The sequence below is a fragment of the Cohaesibacter sp. ES.047 genome (assembly GCF_900215505.1).
GTDB lineage: Bacteria > Pseudomonadota > Alphaproteobacteria > Rhizobiales > Cohaesibacteraceae > Cohaesibacter.
The window spans coordinates 463,954-480,592 of sequence record NZ_LT907844.1 but is presented as its reverse complement, the minus strand read 5'-3'; the positions used below and the strand labels follow the sequence as shown (position 1 = coordinate 480,592).

Below are 16,639 nucleotides of genomic sequence, written 5' to 3'. Positions count from 1 at the left end.
AGGAAAGAGCAGGTGATATTGATGGAAAGTGTTTTGAAGATCCGTCGTTGGGTGCTGGTTGATGGCCGAAGCATCCGATCTGTCGCGCGTCAGACAGGTTTGTTGCGCAACACAATCAAGAAGTATCTTAAGGATGACAGCCCGCCGAGCTACCATCGCCAGGCCCCGCCAACTCGGCACAAGCTATGCAATGGGTTTGATGCTCGTCTCCAGACGCTTTTTGAACAGGACCAGAAGCGCCCTCGCCGGGAGCGCCGAACGGCCCAAAAGCTCTATGAACAGCTGGTGTCCGAAGGATATACCGGCTCGTATTCGCCTGTTCAGCGCTTTATCCGCGATCTGAAGCGGGCCGGTACCGGTTCTGGTGAGGCTTTTATCCCGCTCTATTTTCCGGCAGGTGATGCGCTGCAGTTTGATTGGAGCGAAGAACGGGTTGTCCTTGGCGGCGTCGAGCAGAAGATCAAGCTCGCCCATTTCCGCATGTGCTACAGCCGCAAACCCTTTGTGGTTGCCTATCACGGCGAAGCTCAGGAGATGGTTCTGGATGCCTTTGTGCAGGCACTGTCTTTCTTCGGCGGTGTTCCTCGCCGGGTTATTATAGACAATCCCAAAACAATGGTGACTTATGTCTCTCGTTCAAAGGATCGGATATTCCATCCCCGTTTCCTGGCGCTGATGAACCATTATGTGATGGAGCCGGTTGCCTGCACTCCAGCCTCTGGCTGGGAGAAGGGACAGGTTGAGAACCAGGTCCAGTTCTTGCGGGGGCGGCTGTTTGTTCCCAAACCTGCCTTTGATGACCTCGATGCGCTGAACGACTGGTTGTTTCTGCGGTGTGAAGATTTGGCAGGTCGCCCCCATCCAGAGCGTCAGGACTGCACGATTGCCCAGATGTTCGAAGATGATCGCGCCAAGCTACGCCCACTGGGGCGGGCATTTGACGGATACGTGGAAAAGACCGTCCGCGTCCGCTCCACCTGTCTGGTTCAATATGACAGCAATCGCTATAGCGTGCCGTCGCAGTTCGCAGGGCAGCATGTCTCGCTGCGTGCCTATGCCAACCGGATCGTGGTCGTATCTGGCCAGGATATCATTGCCGAACACAAGCGCCACTTCACCCGGAATATCAGCTATTTTGAACCTTGGCACTATGTTCCTCTTCTGGATCGCAAGCCCGGTGCCCTGCGCAATGGGGCTCCCTTTGTAGGCTGGCAACTCCCCCAGGCTATGCATCGGATCAGAGAGCATTATACCAACGAGCATAATTCATCATCGATTTGCCCATTTTCTCAACCCGATTGACATGATGATCCAAGGTTGGTCGACAAGTTTGTTCCAAGCTTTGCAGCATATCGCGAGGATTTCCTCGTAGGATGAGAAGATCCGGTTGGAAAGCCAGTTTTCCCGCATGAACTGCCATATATTCTCGACCGGGTTCAATTCAGGAGACCTTGGTGGTAGCGGGAGCAATGTGATGTTGTCCGGCACGTCAAGATTTTGCGTTGTGTGCCAGCCGGCCTGATCGAGAATGAGGATTGCGTGGGCTCCATCAGCGACTTGGCCGGAGATTTCTTCCAAATGCCACTGCATGGCTTGGATGTTGCAAAAGGGCAGAACCAATCCAGCCCCTACACCGCGGGCCGGGCAGATAGCCCCGAAGATATAGACTGACTTTGTCCTTTGATCTTTCGGTGCAACAGGGCGGGTTCCACGCTTTGCCCAACGACGTGTGATCTTGGTTTTCTGTCCGTCACGCGCCTCGTCCTGCCACCACACTTCTATCGGAGTTCCTTTCGGGAGCTTTTTGCAGACTTCTGCCAACTCGGCTGGGAAGTTTTTTTAAACTCATCCATCGCGAATTGATTCTGCCCTCTATGGCGGGGGCGAGCCGAAAGCTTGGCAAAACCAAGGGCACGTAGTTCACGACCAACAGAGGATTCTTCCAGGGAGATGCCATATTCCTCATAGATCCAGCGAGCCAGATCCTTGCGCCGCCAGCGCACAACACCATGAATGGCCGGGATTGGGCCCTGCTCGACGATCTGTGCGAGAGCCTTGCGCTGTTCATCATTCAGTTTGCTGGGTGCTCCAGAACGTGCCTTGTCGATCAGGCCCGTTGGGCCTTCGGTATTAAAGCGAAGCACCCAGTCCCTGACGATTTGCAAAGTCACGTCACCAATTCGGGCCGCATCGCTCCTTTTGCCACCATCGTAAATCTCGGCCAAAGCCAATAGCCGGCGGCTCTGGTTGGCATGCTTGCTGGCTTTGGCCAGATGTCGCAAAGATTGTCCGTCGTAATCATCCCGAAGTGATACAGCTTTGCCCATTCTACGCCCTCCAAGTCAATGAAAGCCATTGATTCAGAAAACGATCAAAAAGGGAACCCCTAATTTGAGTCTGCACTTCTGCTTGTTGGTATTATATGGCCGGGAAAGGCGGGGATCGGGAATTTGTCGACCTGCTTTTGCTGGCTCAGGATCACGGCATTGAAGCTGTCGAGATGGCTTGCGAGCTGGCGGTGGAACAAAACACCCTGCGCCTTCCTGCCATCATCAACCTGATCAACCAACTGGTAGAGCCGGTTATAACGCCTCTGAGTGAGGCCTACGCCTATCCGCAACTGACCTTACCGCCCAAAGCGGACTGCAAACGCTATGAGGCGTTGTGCTCGACTGAGGAGGTTGCCGCATGAATGCTCTGATCGACCAACTGACCGCACTGAGGCTGCATGGTATGGCAGCTTGCGCCCATGATTTGCTGTCCGCGCGCAAGCCACCAAGTCTGACCACAGCGATAAAGCAACTGATCGACGCCGAGACTGTAGAACGCCGCGTGCGATCGATCCAGTATCAAATGAGGATCGCGAAGTTCCCCCACCACAAGGACTTCGCCACCTTCGATTACAGCGCTGCCGCCGTTGTCCAGACCCAGATAGAGACCTTCTGCACGGGACAGTTTACCGAAGAAGCTCATAATCTGATTTTGGTCGGCGGAACCGGGACGGGCAAGACACATATTGCCATCGCGTTGGGAACGACCTTGATCAACAATGGCAAGAAGGCGCGCTTCTATAACGCCGTCGATCTGATCAACGCCCTCATCAAGGAACAGGCCGATGGCAATACCGGCAAGCTCATCCGGCAACTGACGGCTCTGGACTGCGTCATCATCGATGAACTGGGGTATATTCCATTCCCCAAATCCGGCGGGGCGCTTCTGTTCCACCTGATCAGCAAGCTCTACGAGAGGACAAGCGTCATCATCACGACAAATCTGGAGTTCGGGGAATGGGTCTCGGTCTTTGGCGACGCAAAAATGACAATCGCGCTGTTGGATCGCGTCACCCATCACTGCGCAATCGTTGAGACCGGCAACAAGTCTTATCGGTTTGCCCAAAGCAGAAGACAAAATCACAAAACCAAGCCCCCGGCTTGACCACAGCCCCGCTTCGCTTCGTTTGGCTAGTGGGGCCACTGCACTACGCGGGGCTATGGACAAGCCTTAGCAACAACGCGGCCTGAAAAGGCCGCGTTAAACAGCAATACGGTGGGTCAATTTTAAATGCTGAAGGCGGGTCAGTTTTGAATGATCATTGACAGGGCAATATCAGTGTCATGCGTCTCCGCTCGATCAGATGCCTTGTGATTGTCGTGAAATGCTGTGATTGAAGGTTCCTTGCGGTTATTCGCGTGGCAAGGCCGATCCTGTCCTCATGCCAATCCAGAGCCATCCATTGCGACGATACGAACCTCTCGGTATCGAATTCATTTTGACCATGCGGAGCTATGGAAGCGCACATTCCAAGATCTTGTTGACACGCCGACTGCATACATCACGATTCTCGCGGAAAATATCGAAACATTGATCACACAATGCGGCTTCAGCTCAATTGATGTGTTTTCGTTCGGTACTCCGGATTGCGTTCTTTGTTCCCGTCAACACTGCCAGTGCGACCATCACAGGCGTGACGCAATCATTTTTCTTTCTCATCTTGCTGTTGACCAGGTGATGCTACTCGGCTTCGTGCGAATACATTACAGACGGTTTCTCCGATGAACTGCGGGAATTGGCCGATGTTGTCAGGGATGAGCATCACATCGCAGCTGAGGCGGTATTCGTGACCACGCATGTCAACGCTGGTTCGATTTGAGATATGCGTGTTCATGGTGGCGTTCTGTGTCGACAGTGACAGTTGTGATGGCCAATCCTGAAATTTTGAAGGCATCACACCTCCGAGGATCAACGTGCGTTTTAAGTTGCGCAGTCTGTGACAGATTACTGCTCAGCTGTGGCGCGAGTGTTTTTGCTGCTTCTGGACGGCAGAGATGATTACATAGTTTTCAAACTTCAATACTCATATAAAGAATTCTTTATATGTTTTGAAAATACTTAAAAAGCAAAACTTGGAGACGATCAGTCCATTGATATGCTTCGGGCTGATGTCTTTTCGTTGCAGGTTTCGTTCTCACAACACAAGCTTGTTCAATCACACCAGACCTCACAAAGCCAGCAGTGTTATGGTCTTTCACCATTATTACTTTCCACTCGATACTATTGGTTCCCGAAACCGGCACAATATGGGTAAGAAAGCAGGGGGCTACGCTTCATGAAAGGGCAGATTCTCTCTGAACACGAGTTGCAACGGTGGCGGAGCCTGATCTTCTCGGAGGCCATTGGTAAGTGAGACAAGCCGCTTTACCGCCTCACGCGCCTGAGCACCGGTGTCCTGATCAATAACAGCATCCAGTGTGCGGTCCACCAACATGGTGCGGGTGGCGTCTGTGAGATCATGGGCGACAAAGACCACCTCGTTTGAAAGTCCGAGTTCGTAAAGAGCTCTCGCGATACCCTGATTGCCTGAGCCAATGCTGTAGATGGCCGAAACGGGTTCCGACGAAAGCAGTTTCATCGCTTTTGAATAGGCTTGATCGCGATCATCATTGACTTCCATGATGCTGGTGATCGACATGCCGGGATATTCTTCTTTCAAGATGGATCGGAAGCCCATTTCCCTTTCTTCATGTCCGCGATAGAGCAGTGACCCTGCGAATAGAGCGATGCGGTGGCTCGTGCCCCGTGGCAGGAATTTACCGATGATTTGGCCCGCAAGACGGCCTGCGGCCCGGTTCTCGATCCCAACATAGGCCGCTCTGGTGCCGGAATGGATGTCTGATATGAGAGTGCAGACATGGATGCCAGAGAGCGTGAGGATGTTGATTGCCTCGCAAACCTCCGGGTGATCGAGGGCCACCACGCCAACCGCATTGGTTTGACCCCTGAGTGAGAAAAGCTTCTGGCTCAGGCGAGCGGGATCGAAGCCGTCGATCTGATGAAACGTGAACTTGCAATCTTCACAGAGCTTGGACTCCTCGATCAGGCAGCGGCGCAAAGAGCGGATGAAGCTGTTGGTCCCGGCGGGGAGAACAAAATCGATCTGTCTGGTCTGCAATCCAAATTCCTGAATTGGGGCAAAGTAACCAAGCTGCATTGCCGCCTGCAGAACGATCTCGCGTGTTCGGGGATGGACGCCATGTCGATCGTTGAGGACCCGGTCGACAGTGGTTGCCGACACGCCCGCCTGTAGAGCAATCTGCGCAGCTGTCACCTTCAACTCATGTCTCCTCTTTGTTGATTCTGATGCGATGGCCGGTGGCGAGACTGTGGCTCAGGGCAGGTTTTCGCGGAAGAAGACCTGCAATCTCGGGGGGTATTCCAGCTCGCAGGAATTCTCAACCGAGGAGATGAGCAGCTTGACGACTTCGCGGGCTTCGGCCCTGAAGTCCTGATCGATAACCGCGTCCATGGTTCGATCGAGCAGCATTTCTCTAGAGGCGGTCGTCAGGTCGTGCCCGATGAATATGATGTTTCTGGCATGCTCGGATTCCCTGAGGGCCTGTGCGATGCCCTGATTGCCCGATCCGATGTTGTAGATAGCATCGGGAGGCGCTTCCTTCAGGAGCTTCTTGGCGAGGGTGTAGGCGGTTTCCCTGCGATCATTGAACTCGATCATTTCAGAAATCTGGATCGTCGGAAATTCATGGGACAGCACCGATCTGATGCCCATCATGCGTTCTTCATGGCCCCGATAGGACAGGGAGCCGACGAACAGCGCGAGTTTTGCAGTAGCATCTCGCGGCAGGAAGCGACCGATCAGATATCCCGCCAGACGTCCGGCTGACCGATTGTTGATGCCAACATAGCCGACCTTCGGGGCGCCGGGTATGTCTGAGACGAGCATGGCGACCTTGATACCAGCTTCAGTCAGTTTGCTTATCCCCTCGCGCACGGTCGGGTTGTCGATGGCGACAATCGCGACAGCATCGGTCTTGCCGATCAGTCCCGCGAACATTGCAGCGAGATTTTCGCTGTCGAACCAGTCGATCCAATGCACGCGGGCATCTATTTGGCTCCGGGATTCAGTTTCTTCCTGCAGTTGGGTCTGTAACTGCTGAATAAAGCTGTTGCCCCCAGCGGGAAGCAAGAAATCCAGCCGCAGATGCTGCGGTTCCTTGCCATCGGATGAGAAATATCCCAGCTTTCTGGCCACATGGAGCACGACCTCGCGCGTGTGCGGCTTGACGCCCTCACGATCATTCAGAACGCGGTCAACTGTTGCCACGGATACGTTGGCTTCGCGCGCTATGGCCCCCAGCGTGGTTTTCATCAGAAACACTCCACATGTCTTGTTGTATCCGGAAATGATGGTCCATCGTTAGGATACAATCAATTTCGTCAGGAAGGGTGTAAAAAATTCAAAATGATGAAAAATGACGAAAAATGATTTATCATAATGATTGCTTCTACACCTTCTTTGACGGATAGTTGTTGTGGGAGGACAAAACGGGATTGGGAGGAGAACCCGATCTTACGTTCGCTCGTAATTCTGAAATTCCGTTATATATCAGGAAATTATTAGTATCTCTGCTGATGCGGCATCGGGATTTTGCGATGTGATGAGGAATGGTGCGTCGTATGGGAGCCTTCATTTTGAGGGCTTCTTGAAGAGATCTAATCCAGTTGGCCTGTGGCGGTGTTTGAGGTCTTGCGGGGTGACTTCCGGTTCAAGGGTGTTCCGGAAGCGTTCGTAAATCTGGTCTCGTACTCGTGGCGATGAGAGAAACGTGCCCGAGTCGGCTTCGCACTGCGATCCTTGTTGGTCATTCCAAGGTTCAGAACCGATTGAAAGACAGCGCCAATGACGAACAACAACTCAAATGGAATCAAGCTGATAAAGTCCCTGTTTTCCGGGCGTGAAGCTTCGGTTGCGATCATTCTTTTGCTGGTCATGTGTTTCATGTCCTTTCAAAACGAATTCTTCCTGACCCAGCGCAACCTGTTGAATGTGGGACGTCAGGCTTCAGTGGTCGCGATCGTGGCTCTTGGTCAGGCTCTGGTGATCATCGCAAGAGGGATTGATCTGTCCGTGGGCTCGATCATCGGTGTTTCGGCAGTTGCCGGTGCCATGGCAGCGCAGGTGACCGGAAGCCAGATGGCCGGCATCATCGCAGCACCCATGTGTGGTCTTCTGTTCGGGGGCTTCAATGCGATCCTCTACACGCGGATCAACATCAACCCCTTCATTGCCACACTTGGCACTCTGTCAGTCGCCAGAGGCATCGCGTTGCTTGCCACAGGGGGAATTCCGGTCAGCATGAGTGGCTGGGCCTCCTGGCTTGGGTCTGGACGCATTTATGGTGTGCCGGTGTCGTTCATCGCTATGCTGCTGCTAGCCTGTGCCTTCTTCTTTCTTGCAACGCGCACCCGGATCGGCCGCAACATCTATGCAACGGGTGACAATCCCACAGCGGCCCGGCTCGCGGGGATCGATGTCGACCGGACACGTGTTTTCGTGTTCATGACCAGCGGCCTGCTGGCCGGTCTGGGTGGTCTCATTCTTGCGGGCAACCTCGCCTCGGCGAACCCCAATCTCGGTCGTGGCTATGAGTTGGATGTCATCGCTGCCGTCATTCTTGGCGGAACGGCCCTGTCCGGCGGGCGAGGATCCATTCCTGGTGTGATCCTTGGTGCACTGTTGATGGCCCTTCTTGGCAATTCCTTCGTTCTGCTGGGGATCTCGTCCCACTGGCAGGTCGTGACCAAGGGTCTTGTCATCATTCTAGCCGTCGGGATCGACGGAATCCGTCGCGGTCGAGAAGACTGACGACACCTCGTGCAATCCACTTTGTTTCTGGGAGGAATAATCATGTGGAGTCTTACCAAACGCAGCCTGATGGGTGCGGCAGCAGCCATGGCACTTGTGATGAGTTGTGGCAGTGTCTTTGCGGAACCGGCCCTGCCGGACGGCGGGAGTGTGAAAGCGCTACCCAATGATGGAAAACCCCTGCGCATCGCGTTTATGGGATTTCAGAACAATCCTTTCTGGATCCCGGTGGTCGAAGGTGCACATGCGGCAACCAAGTATCTCGCCGAATTCAACACTCAGGTCGACTATTCGGACCTCGGGGATGGCTTGACGACGGAGGCGGTCATCGCAGGCATCGAGAGTGCCATCGCCCAGCAATATGACGGCATTGTCGTTGTGCCGATCTTCGATGGAACGGAACGAGCCATCAATGAGGCGGTCGATTCGGGTATTCCGGTCATCAATATCATTGCAGAGGGGAGCGTCCCGTCCAAACGCCTGCTCTTCATCGGCCAGAACTCGACACAGGCTGGACAGCAGTTGGGCGAATTCATTGCCAAGCGTATGAACGGTGAAGGCAAACTCGGCGTGATCACTGGCTACTTCGGGGCGGTCCAGCACACCCAACGCATGAATGGCGCCATCGACTATCTCAAGGAAGAGTTCCCCGACGTGCAGATTCTCGGCCCCTATGAAAATCAGGACAGGGCGGAAGTTGCCTATTCGCAGGTTCAGGACATGTACACCGCCAATCCTGATCTGAAGATGGTCTATGTCACCGCAGGCGGTCCATACGGTGCAGCACGTGCGGTCAAGGATCTTGGCAAGACCGGGGAAATCGGTGTCGTCGGCTTCGACCATACGCCGGACAATGTCGCCTATGTTAAAAGTGGTGAAATGGTCGGCTTGATCGATCAGGCCCCTTTCCAGCAGGCCTTTGACGCGACGGTCATGATGCACAATTACCTGATCTCCGGGAAGAAACCCAATCAGGATGTGATGTTCCTCAAGGGCAATCTGATGACCCCGGAAAATCTCGACAAGTAGTCAGCCCTGCCAGCACCGGCCGTCGTGTCGGGGCTGGCTTCCCTCTTGTCCAAGACTTGCGATGGGAGGGGTGTGTTCGGAAATGAAATGTACGCGCGTGCGGTTGAGCCGTCAGGCGGCAATGGATCTGGAGCCTTTATTGTCATGATCCCCCCAAGATTAAGACTTGAGAATGTCACGAAATCTTTCGGCCCTGTCGAAGTGCTTCATGGCGTCAATCTATCCATCGCGCCTGGAGAGGTGGTTGGTTTGCTCGGCGAGAATGGAGCGGGCAAGAGCACACTGATGAATGTTGTCAGTGGCAGATTGTCGGCGGACACCGGAGAAATCGAACTGGATGGCGCTGTCCTCAAGCTTGCTTCGATCAAGGAGGGTATGGGCCTCGGGATCCGCTTCGTTCATCAGGAGCTGTCGACGATTGGCTCTCTTAGCGTGGCTGAAAACATCTTTCTTGGTGACTATCTGGCAGGCAAATCTGGTGTCATCCGGCACTCGCTTCTGGTCGAGAAAGCCAGGAAGGTGCTTGCGTCAGTTGGCCTTGAAGATCTCGATCCGTCCGCGTCGGTCGATACCCTGAGTCCGGGCCAGCAGCAGCTGATCGAAATCGCCAAGGCCATCGTGGTCAAACCGAGTCTTCTGATCCTTGATGAGCCGACCTCTTCGCTGACTTCCTTTGAGGCGGACAAGTTGTTCAGGCTTGTCAGGGATCTGACGGGCGAGGGCGTCTCGGTCGTTTTCATCACCCACAAACTTGATGAGGCAATCAGCAACTGCGATCGCATTGTTGTCCTCAGGGATGGGAAGCTGGTCAGCAGCGAGCTTGCCTCCGAGACCAGCAAGCAGAAGCTGATCGTGCACATGATCGGCAAGAGCTCTGAATTCAACTGGCGCGGAAGCGCGGCCCGAGTGGGAGAAACGCGTGTGTCCATTCGCAACCTTCAGGATGAAACCGTACTGTCTCCGATCGATCTGGATATCGATGCGGGGGAGGTTGTGGCCCTGTTCGGTCTGGTCGGTGCAGGTCGGACCGAGTTCATGGAAACGCTCTTCGGGTTTCGCAAGGCCAAGAACGGCACACTCAAAATCGACAATGAAACCTGTCCCTTGGGGCATGTGCCGACCGCGGTTCGGTACGGCCTTGCGATGGTGCCGGAAGGGCGGAAGGTTCGTGGCATTCTGCCCAGCCACAGCGTTGAGCGCAACATCTCCATTTCCAACCTCTCGGCACTTACGCGTCTTGGCGTGGTGCGGCAGGGGGAGGAGCGGCGCGGCGCCGATTTCCTGAGCAAGAGCCTGCACATCCGTATGGAAGACGGGCGTCAGGAAATCACCAGCCTTTCGGGTGGCAATCAGCAGAAGGCGGTCTTTGCCCGTGCGGTGATGATCAAACCAAGACTGTTGCTGCTTGATGAGCCAAGCCATGGCGTCGATGTCGGTGCCAAGGCCGAGATCTATCAGATCATCAGTGATCTTGCGCGCGAAGGCATGTCGGTTCTGGTTGCGTCCTCGGAATTGCCTGAAGTGTTTGCGCTGGCAGACCGGTGTGTCGTTTTCTCCTGCGGTGAACTCGTTGGCAGCCTTGCACGGGACGAAATGACGGAAGAAAAAATTCTCCAGCTGGCCTTTTCGCGTCATTAGCGCAGAGGGTTCTGCTGTCACACGGGGGACTGAGGTCCATGGGTGGTGAACTGGCCATGTTTCGAAAAGCACCGACACAAACGAGAATTATCAGTTCTCACTATGCCGTTCACGAAGGCTGGCAAGGGCTCTTTGCCTACCAGTTCCTCAGAGCTGGTCACATTTGCACCGGCCCTGATTTCAAGGTGGAACGGGCAGGGGTTCCAGGTCACGAATTTCTGTTCTGTCTAATAGGCCGGGGCACGGTCACCGTCGATGGGCGCAAACATGTGGTGGGGCCAAAGGAACTGGTCTGGTTGCCGGTTTATGAACGCCATGCACATCTTCCCGACAGAGAGGACCCTTGGGAGTTGCTCTGGCTTCGGGTCGATAGCGCCAATCTGGCTCGCCTTGCTGCGATTCTATCCGTTCATGAAGATCCCGTGTTTCACTTCGACAATCCGCGACGCATCCAGCAAGTGTTTGAGGGCATCCTGTCCCAGCTCGAAGTTGCCTCTCTTGCGGCTCAGGCATCCTGTGATCGGCACATCTCCGGGTTGGTCGAATATTTGCTCGAGGCCAGAGGCAGTCGTCTGATCCAGCCCGAGGCCGCCAATCACAAGGGCTTCGGCCATCTGATGACCCAGATCCATATCCACTACAATGATCACTGGGACATCGACAAGCTGGCAAAGGCCTGCCGGGTGAGCAAATCACATTTGTTCAGGCTGTTTCGCAAGGCGTTTGACAAGACACCTCTCAACTGGTTGCGGGACTATCGCATTGCCCAGGCAAAGCGCTTCCTAGTGGAAACCGACGACTCGATTTCGATGATCGCAATGAAGGTCGGATATGACGATCCCTTCTATTTCTCACGAGACTTCAAGAAGCAGACGGGGCTCGCGCCACGGGCCTTTCGCCTCAAGGTGAATAGTTGCGACGGCTTTTAGGTTGGGTAGCCTTTGGTATAAATATTTATGTAATTTTTACAGAGATTTAGATGTGGTTTCGCACGTTCAAAGACGATGAGAATATTGTCCAGTTTTTTGAGAAACACAGCCATCCAGTCTCGATTTCACCATTGCTATGATGGGGGCAAGATTGAATTTCTGCACATGGAAGGTGAAACCAAGATGATCGACTTCAATGATCCCAAACAGGTCGCCAAGGCCATTCAATATACCAACGTTAATCCCGATCTGACCCGTGAAGAACTCCTCGCCCACGTCAAAGTCTGTGCTGAATATGAATTTGATGCAGCGATGATCGCACCGTGTTTCGTGTCACTGGCACGCGAAGCGCTCAAGGGAACCGGGGTCAAGGTCGCGTCGACCGTGAATTTTCCCATGGCCAACGATACACTCGAAATGAAGCTCGCCGTTGTGCGCATGCTCGCCAAGGAAGGTGCGGACGAGTTCGATTTTCCACCCAACCCGGGACTTCTGCTGGGCGGTGACGAAGACGGATATGCTCGCGAGCTGCAGGAAATGGCCCGCGTTGCCCATGAAGAGGGCATGAGAATCAAGGCCATGCTGGAGTTCGGATATATCACCACGCCGGATCTCAAGGCGAAGTCGGCACAATTGGCCTGCGAAGCCGGGATTGACTGGGTCAAACAGTCTTCGGGCTGGGGCAAGGGCGGTTGCGTGGCCACCACCGAAGACGTCGTGATCCTGAAGGACAACATCAAGGCACCGTGCCGCGTGAAGGTCTCCGGCAAGGTCAATACGCGCGAGAAGATGGAGATGCTCTTCAAGGCTGGAGCAGAGCTGGTCGGCACCAGTTCAGGTCCATCCATCGTTGCCGGTGAAGCTGGTGACGCCAACGCATACTAACAAGATTTGAGCTCAGGTGGTCCGGTCTCGGTGAGAGATCCGGACCCCGGGTTGGAGGATGAGATGTCGATCATAATTTTGGGAAGCTATCTCAGAGCATTGGTGATGACGACCGAGAGGATTCCGGTGGTTGGCGAAACCTTGCTCGGCAGAGACTTCCGCCAGACCTTTGGAGGCAAAGGCTCTGACATGGCGGTTCAGGCTGCTCGGCTCGGAGCGGATGTTAAATTTCTAGGCGTCATCGGGACGGACATGTTTGGCGACGAATTTGTCGAGCTGATGAAACAGGAAGGGATCGGCATCGAGGGGCTGCACCAAACTTCGAAGCTGGCAACAGGTGCCGGTTTCATCATCAAGGACGAAGCCGCCAAGAATGTCATTGTTATCGATATGGGGGCGAACAGCCTGTTTGGCAAAGACGATATCACGGCACATGAAGGTCTGATCGCCAGTGGCAAAATAGCCTTGGCGCAGCTTGAGGTGCCGATCGAGACAGCCCTGTTTGGCCTTCAGAAGGCAAAGGATGCCGGACTGACGACAATCCTGAACCCGGCTCCAGCTCAGGACTTGCGAGGGGTTGATCTTGGCTGTGTCGACATTCTGACGCCCAATGAAACGGAAGCGCGAGTTGCGCTTGGCCTCGATCCATCCGACCCGTTGTCGCACGAGGATGTTGCCCGACAACTGATGGAAACCGGTGTCGGTGCCGTGGTCATGACCCTTGGCGAAGATGGCGTTGCAGGTTTTACCAGCGAGGGCAGCTTCACGATCCCGCCCTACAAGGTTGAAGTGGTTGATAGCAATGGAGCCGGTGACTGCTTCAACGCCTCGCTTGCTGTCGGCCTGTCAGAAGGAATGGCGATGGAGGACGCCGCCACATTTGCTTCCAGGGTTGCGGCTCTGTGCTGCACGCGCTGGGAAACTGTTCCGTCCTATCACACCAGACAGGAAGTCGAAGCCATTCTCGCACAATAGCCAGCGATTTATGTACCCGGTCCTCGATAATCATGGGAGCCACAGATGCCGGGTGGAAGGAGAAAAAGATGATCCCCAACAAGATACTACATCCGGAATTGGCCAATGCGCTTGCAACGCTCGGGCACACCGACATTGTCATGGTGACCGATGCCGGTTTCCCTATCCCCAAGGACGCTCACCGGATTGATCTGGGCTTTTATGAAGGATTGCCGGATGTGCTAGACATTCTGAAGGTTCTGCGCAAGGAGATCTTCGTTGAAGAGGTGCATTTCGCAACGGATGTTCGCGACAGGCACCCGGACCTCTACGCGGAGCTGCAGTCGATCTATACCGGTGCAGGCGCCGTTTTCAAGGGCACGGACCATGAAACCCTTGTCAATGAGTATGCCAAAAAAGCCAAGGTTATCATTCGTTCGGGCTCGTTTAACCCGTGGGCAAACATTGCTCTGGTCGCGAGCACGGACCCATTTGCCTGGTTCACGCAAAAGAACATCAAGATCCTGCCAGAGTATGTCGAACGGCGCAAGATGATGGACGAGAAGGAGGTTCCCAACCTTTAGACCCCGCTGGCGCCCTGCGCCTGTCGCAGGGCGTTTTCGATCAAGTCATCAGAATCCCTCCGTGCAATCACCAATTGAGGTGCGAGGCGAGGATGCTGATGATGGAACGAAACGTAGTGCCATAGCCCGCGCTGATGTGAGGATGCCCCCTTCGCGCAAGGCATGGCGCTGACTACAACAGGAGGATTGAATGGGAGGATTTGAGGTGCATCCTGATCCTGAAGTCAGGGTACGGGAATACAAAATTGGGGCGATCGGGGCTGGCATGATCATGGCCGACTGCCATCTTGCCGCCTATGCGGAGGCAGGTTTTCCTGTGGTCGCAATCTCCTCGAGAACACGCGATCATGCACAGGCAGTCGCGGAACGGTGGCAGATCGAAACGGTCTGGGATACGCCGGAAGAGCTGATTTGCGATCCCAATGTCGAGATTGTCGACATCGCCTTTCCGCCTGATCAACAGCCGGATCTCATTCGCAAGGCACTCGCGGCACCGAATGTGAAGGCCATTCTGGCGCAAAAGCCGCTCGCCCTGTCGCTGGAGGAAGCAAAGAAGCTGCGTGACGAAGCGAAGGCGGCAGGCAAGCCTTTGAGTGTCAATCAGAACATGCGGTTTGATCAGTCGGTTCAGAGCCTCAAGCAGATTCTCGATGAAGGCATCATTGGGGATCCGGTTTTCGCGCAAATCGATATGCATGCCATTCCCCACTGGCAGCCATTCCTGCGCGACTATGATCGGCTGACCCTATCGAACATGAGCGTTCACCATCTGGATGCGCTGAGGTTTCTTTTTGGCGATCCCGTTGAAGTGACCAGCTTGGTGCGTTCCGATCCGCGCATTGAATTCGACCATACCGATGGCATCGTGGTGACCTCCCTGCGGTTCCCGTCCGGACTGTTGGCTCTCAGCCTTGAAGATGTCTGGTCGGGGCCCAGGGAAGAGGGCTATGTCGACGACCAGTTCATCAACTGGCGCGTTGAAGGCAGCCTTGGTGTTGCCAAGGGAACCATCGGCTGGCCGACCGGGGCACCCTCGACACTGAGCTATGCCAGCACCAGCCACACCAACGGGCAGTGGGTCACTCCGCAATGGGAAACCATGTGGTTCCCTCATGCATTCGTCGGAGTGATGGAGCAACTGCAATTCGCGCTCAAGTCCGGGACGGAGCCCGTTCTTAATGTGACGGACAATGTCAGAACGATGGCGCTTGTCGAGGCCGCCTACCAATCCATTGAAGAAAGCCGCAGCTTGCGGATCAATCTCGCACAGGATGAATGGAGGATATCATCATGATGCAAACCGGTATCTTTACGGGATATTTCCCCTATGAACTTAAGACAACCGCTGAGGTCATCCGAGCTCACAATTTCAACACGGTTCAGCTCGATCTGCATTTTAAGGACATTGATGTGAGCGATGGGCAGATGACGCCGGAGAAATGCCGCACCATTCGCGACACCTTCCGTGATCATCATCTGCCGGTGAGCTGTATTTCGGGCTACACCAACATTGTCCATCCGGACCTTGCGATCCGTGCCCAGCGTCTTGCCCGGCTCAAAGAACTGATCGCACATGCCCAGTATCTCGGCTCACCCTACGTGATTTCCGAAACCGGAACGTTCGACACCGAAAGTGACTGGGTTCACCATCCCAAAAACAAGACCGAAGAGGGCTGGGATGACTGTCGCGCCGTGATCGCTGAGTTGGCCCAGTTTGCCTATGACAACGGAGCGGTCTTCCTGTTGGAGACCTATGTCAACAATGTCGTCGGTTCGGTCGAGGAAACCCTGCGCATGTTTGCCGAAGTTGATCATCCGGGACTTGGCCTCCTGATGGATCCGACGAACTATTTCGAAGCGCACAACATGGACAAGATGGATCAAACGCTGAATTACGTCTTTGATGCCCTGTCCGACAAGATCAAGATCGGTCACGCCAAGGATGTGAAATTGTCCGGTGACGACAAGTCCGAGAAGCACTCGGATATTGGCGACGACACGGCTGCCGAGAGCCACACCTTCCGTGGTGTCGGGGAGATTGAGTTGCCTGCTCCGGGGCTTGGGTCTCTAAATTATGATCTCTACTTCCAGCGCCTTGTGAAGAAGCATCCCAACATTCCGATGATCATCGAGCATCTGGATGAGTTGGATGTTCCTAGGGCGAAGGCCTTCATCGATGGCAAAATGCGGCAAAACGGCTGCTGATTGCTCATAGCTGCTTCGGACTTGTTGCCATGAGGTCTGGAGCAACCCACTGGAGACGGCGAGTTCACACAAAATGGGGTGTCTTCACTCCAGTGCTCGCCGGTTCTGGCATTTCGCTTTGAAACGCGGAATCCGGTCTGAGCCATTGGGACATCGTCTCTCATCTGTTCTATGAGAGGAACGTTTCGATGAGATCGCGCCCAGTCTACCGAGCAATGCACTAATATTAAAACTGGACCATTTAAATGGGGCGG

The 16,639-nt window shown here is 54.5% G+C and carries 16 protein-coding genes; 12 read left to right on the top strand and 4 right to left on the bottom strand.

All coding sequences use genetic code 11. The features are described from left to right. Positions 1-21: 21 nt before the first annotated feature. Positions 22-1,302, top strand: coding sequence for an IS21 family transposase (istA, locus tag CPH65_RS01980; protein ID WP_197703941.1), 1,281 nt, complete (start codon positions 22-24; stop codon positions 1,300-1,302). On the opposite strand, the gene CPH65_RS01975 is transcribed toward istA, so the two are convergent. Further along, positions 1,270-2,327 (bottom strand): IS630 family transposase gene (locus CPH65_RS01975; protein ID WP_096171905.1). Its coding sequence is split into 2 segments (ribosomal slippage): positions 1,270-1,841 and positions 1,841-2,327, totalling 1,059 coding nucleotides; the frame shifts between segments, so codons are not numbered across the junction. The genes istA and CPH65_RS01975 overlap by 33 nt on opposite strands. A 95-nt stretch (positions 2,328-2,422) precedes the next feature. Between CPH65_RS01975 and CPH65_RS01970 the strand changes: the two genes are divergently transcribed. Both CPH65_RS01970 and istB read left to right on the top strand, forming a co-directional pair. Then, positions 2,423-2,692 (top strand): hypothetical protein, encoded by a 270-nt coding sequence (locus tag CPH65_RS01970; protein ID WP_197703940.1) that lies wholly within the window; start codon positions 2,423-2,425, stop codon positions 2,690-2,692. Further along, entirely contained in the window at positions 2,689-3,435 is a 747-nt protein-coding gene (istB, locus tag CPH65_RS01965) for an IS21-like element helper ATPase IstB (protein WP_096171904.1), read from the top strand. The genes CPH65_RS01970 and istB overlap by 4 nt, the downstream gene beginning before the upstream one ends. 538 nt (positions 3,436-3,973) lie before the next feature. On the opposite strand, the gene CPH65_RS23700 is transcribed toward istB, so the two are convergent. From CPH65_RS23700 to CPH65_RS01955, 3 genes are all read right to left on the bottom strand, one after another. Beyond that, positions 3,974-4,165, bottom strand: a complete 192-nt coding sequence (locus tag CPH65_RS23700) for a hypothetical protein (RefSeq protein ID WP_157747454.1) — start codon at positions 4,163-4,165, stop codon at positions 3,974-3,976. A 432-nt stretch (positions 4,166-4,597) separates the two neighbouring features. Beyond that, positions 4,598-5,605 (bottom strand): LacI family DNA-binding transcriptional regulator, encoded by a 1,008-nt coding sequence (locus CPH65_RS01960; RefSeq protein ID WP_244574606.1) that lies wholly within the window; start codon positions 5,603-5,605, stop codon positions 4,598-4,600. A gap of 60 nt (positions 5,606-5,665) precedes the next feature. Then, entirely contained in the window at positions 5,666-6,664 is a 999-nt protein-coding gene (locus tag CPH65_RS01955) for a LacI family DNA-binding transcriptional regulator (protein ID WP_096176172.1), read from the bottom strand. Positions 6,665-7,195: 531 nt separating this feature from the next. Between CPH65_RS01955 and CPH65_RS01950 the strand changes: the two genes are divergently transcribed. From CPH65_RS01950 to CPH65_RS01910, 9 genes are all read left to right on the top strand, one after another. Beyond that, positions 7,196-8,161, top strand: a complete 966-nt coding sequence (locus tag CPH65_RS01950; RefSeq protein WP_096171902.1) for an ABC transporter permease — start codon at positions 7,196-7,198, stop codon at positions 8,159-8,161. A gap of 42 nt (positions 8,162-8,203) precedes the next feature. Beyond that, positions 8,204-9,190, top strand: coding sequence for a sugar ABC transporter substrate-binding protein (locus tag CPH65_RS01945; protein ID WP_096171901.1), 987 nt, complete (start codon positions 8,204-8,206; stop codon positions 9,188-9,190). Positions 9,191-9,262: 72 nt separating this feature from the next. Continuing rightward, positions 9,263-10,828: a sugar ABC transporter ATP-binding protein gene (locus tag CPH65_RS01940; RefSeq protein ID WP_244574511.1), complete on the top strand. Its 1,566-nt coding sequence runs from the start codon at positions 9,263-9,265 to the stop codon at positions 10,826-10,828. 38 nt (positions 10,829-10,866) lie between these two features. Further along, positions 10,867-11,757 (top strand): AraC family transcriptional regulator, encoded by an 891-nt coding sequence (locus CPH65_RS01935; protein WP_096171900.1) that lies wholly within the window; start codon positions 10,867-10,869, stop codon positions 11,755-11,757. Positions 11,758-11,940: 183 nt separating this feature from the next. Then, complete coding sequence (gene deoC, locus CPH65_RS01930) at positions 11,941-12,642, top strand: deoxyribose-phosphate aldolase (protein ID WP_096176170.1); 702 nt, start codon at positions 11,941-11,943, stop codon at positions 12,640-12,642. Positions 12,643-12,705: 63 nt separating this feature from the next. Beyond that, entirely contained in the window at positions 12,706-13,617 is a 912-nt protein-coding gene (locus tag CPH65_RS01925) for a ribokinase (protein WP_096171899.1), read from the top strand. 68 nt (positions 13,618-13,685) lie between these two features. Further along, positions 13,686-14,180, top strand: coding sequence for a D-ribose pyranase (gene rbsD, locus CPH65_RS01920; RefSeq protein WP_096171898.1), 495 nt, complete (start codon positions 13,686-13,688; stop codon positions 14,178-14,180). A gap of 190 nt (positions 14,181-14,370) precedes the next feature. Continuing rightward, positions 14,371-15,474: a Gfo/Idh/MocA family protein gene (locus CPH65_RS01915; protein ID WP_096171897.1), complete on the top strand. Its 1,104-nt coding sequence runs from the start codon at positions 14,371-14,373 to the stop codon at positions 15,472-15,474. Then, positions 15,471-16,385, top strand: a complete 915-nt coding sequence (locus CPH65_RS01910; protein ID WP_096176169.1) for a sugar phosphate isomerase/epimerase — start codon at positions 15,471-15,473, stop codon at positions 16,383-16,385. The genes CPH65_RS01915 and CPH65_RS01910 overlap by 4 nt, the downstream gene beginning before the upstream one ends. Positions 16,386-16,639: the final 254 nt, after the last annotated feature.

Bases quoted from the DNA above. Each gene is read 5' to 3' on its own strand.
- rbsD (WP_096171898.1), top strand. From the start codon at position 13,686: ATGATCCCCAACAAGATACTACATCCGGAATTGGCCAATGCGCTTGCA.
- CPH65_RS01925 (WP_096171899.1), top strand. From the start codon at position 12,706: ATGTCGATCATAATTTTGGGAAGCTATCTCAGAGCATTGGTGATGACG.
- CPH65_RS01935 (WP_096171900.1), top strand. From the start codon at position 10,867: ATGGGTGGTGAACTGGCCATGTTTCGAAAAGCACCGACACAAACGAGA.
- CPH65_RS01910 (WP_096176169.1), top strand. From the start codon at position 15,471: ATGATGCAAACCGGTATCTTTACGGGATATTTCCCCTATGAACTTAAG.
- CPH65_RS01955 (WP_096176172.1), bottom strand. From the start codon at position 6,664: ATGAAAACCACGCTGGGGGCCATAGCGCGCGAAGCCAACGTATCCGTG.
- istB (WP_096171904.1), top strand. From the start codon at position 2,689: ATGAATGCTCTGATCGACCAACTGACCGCACTGAGGCTGCATGGTATG.
- istA (WP_197703941.1), top strand. From the start codon at position 22: ATGGAAAGTGTTTTGAAGATCCGTCGTTGGGTGCTGGTTGATGGCCGA.
- CPH65_RS01950 (WP_096171902.1), top strand. From the start codon at position 7,196: ATGACGAACAACAACTCAAATGGAATCAAGCTGATAAAGTCCCTGTTT.
- CPH65_RS01915 (WP_096171897.1), top strand. From the start codon at position 14,371: ATGGGAGGATTTGAGGTGCATCCTGATCCTGAAGTCAGGGTACGGGAA.
- CPH65_RS23700 (WP_157747454.1), bottom strand. From the start codon at position 4,165: ATGAACACGCATATCTCAAATCGAACCAGCGTTGACATGCGTGGTCAC.
- CPH65_RS01970 (WP_197703940.1), top strand. From the start codon at position 2,423: ATGGCCGGGAAAGGCGGGGATCGGGAATTTGTCGACCTGCTTTTGCTG.
- CPH65_RS01945 (WP_096171901.1), top strand. From the start codon at position 8,204: ATGTGGAGTCTTACCAAACGCAGCCTGATGGGTGCGGCAGCAGCCATG.
- deoC (WP_096176170.1), top strand. From the start codon at position 11,941: ATGATCGACTTCAATGATCCCAAACAGGTCGCCAAGGCCATTCAATAT.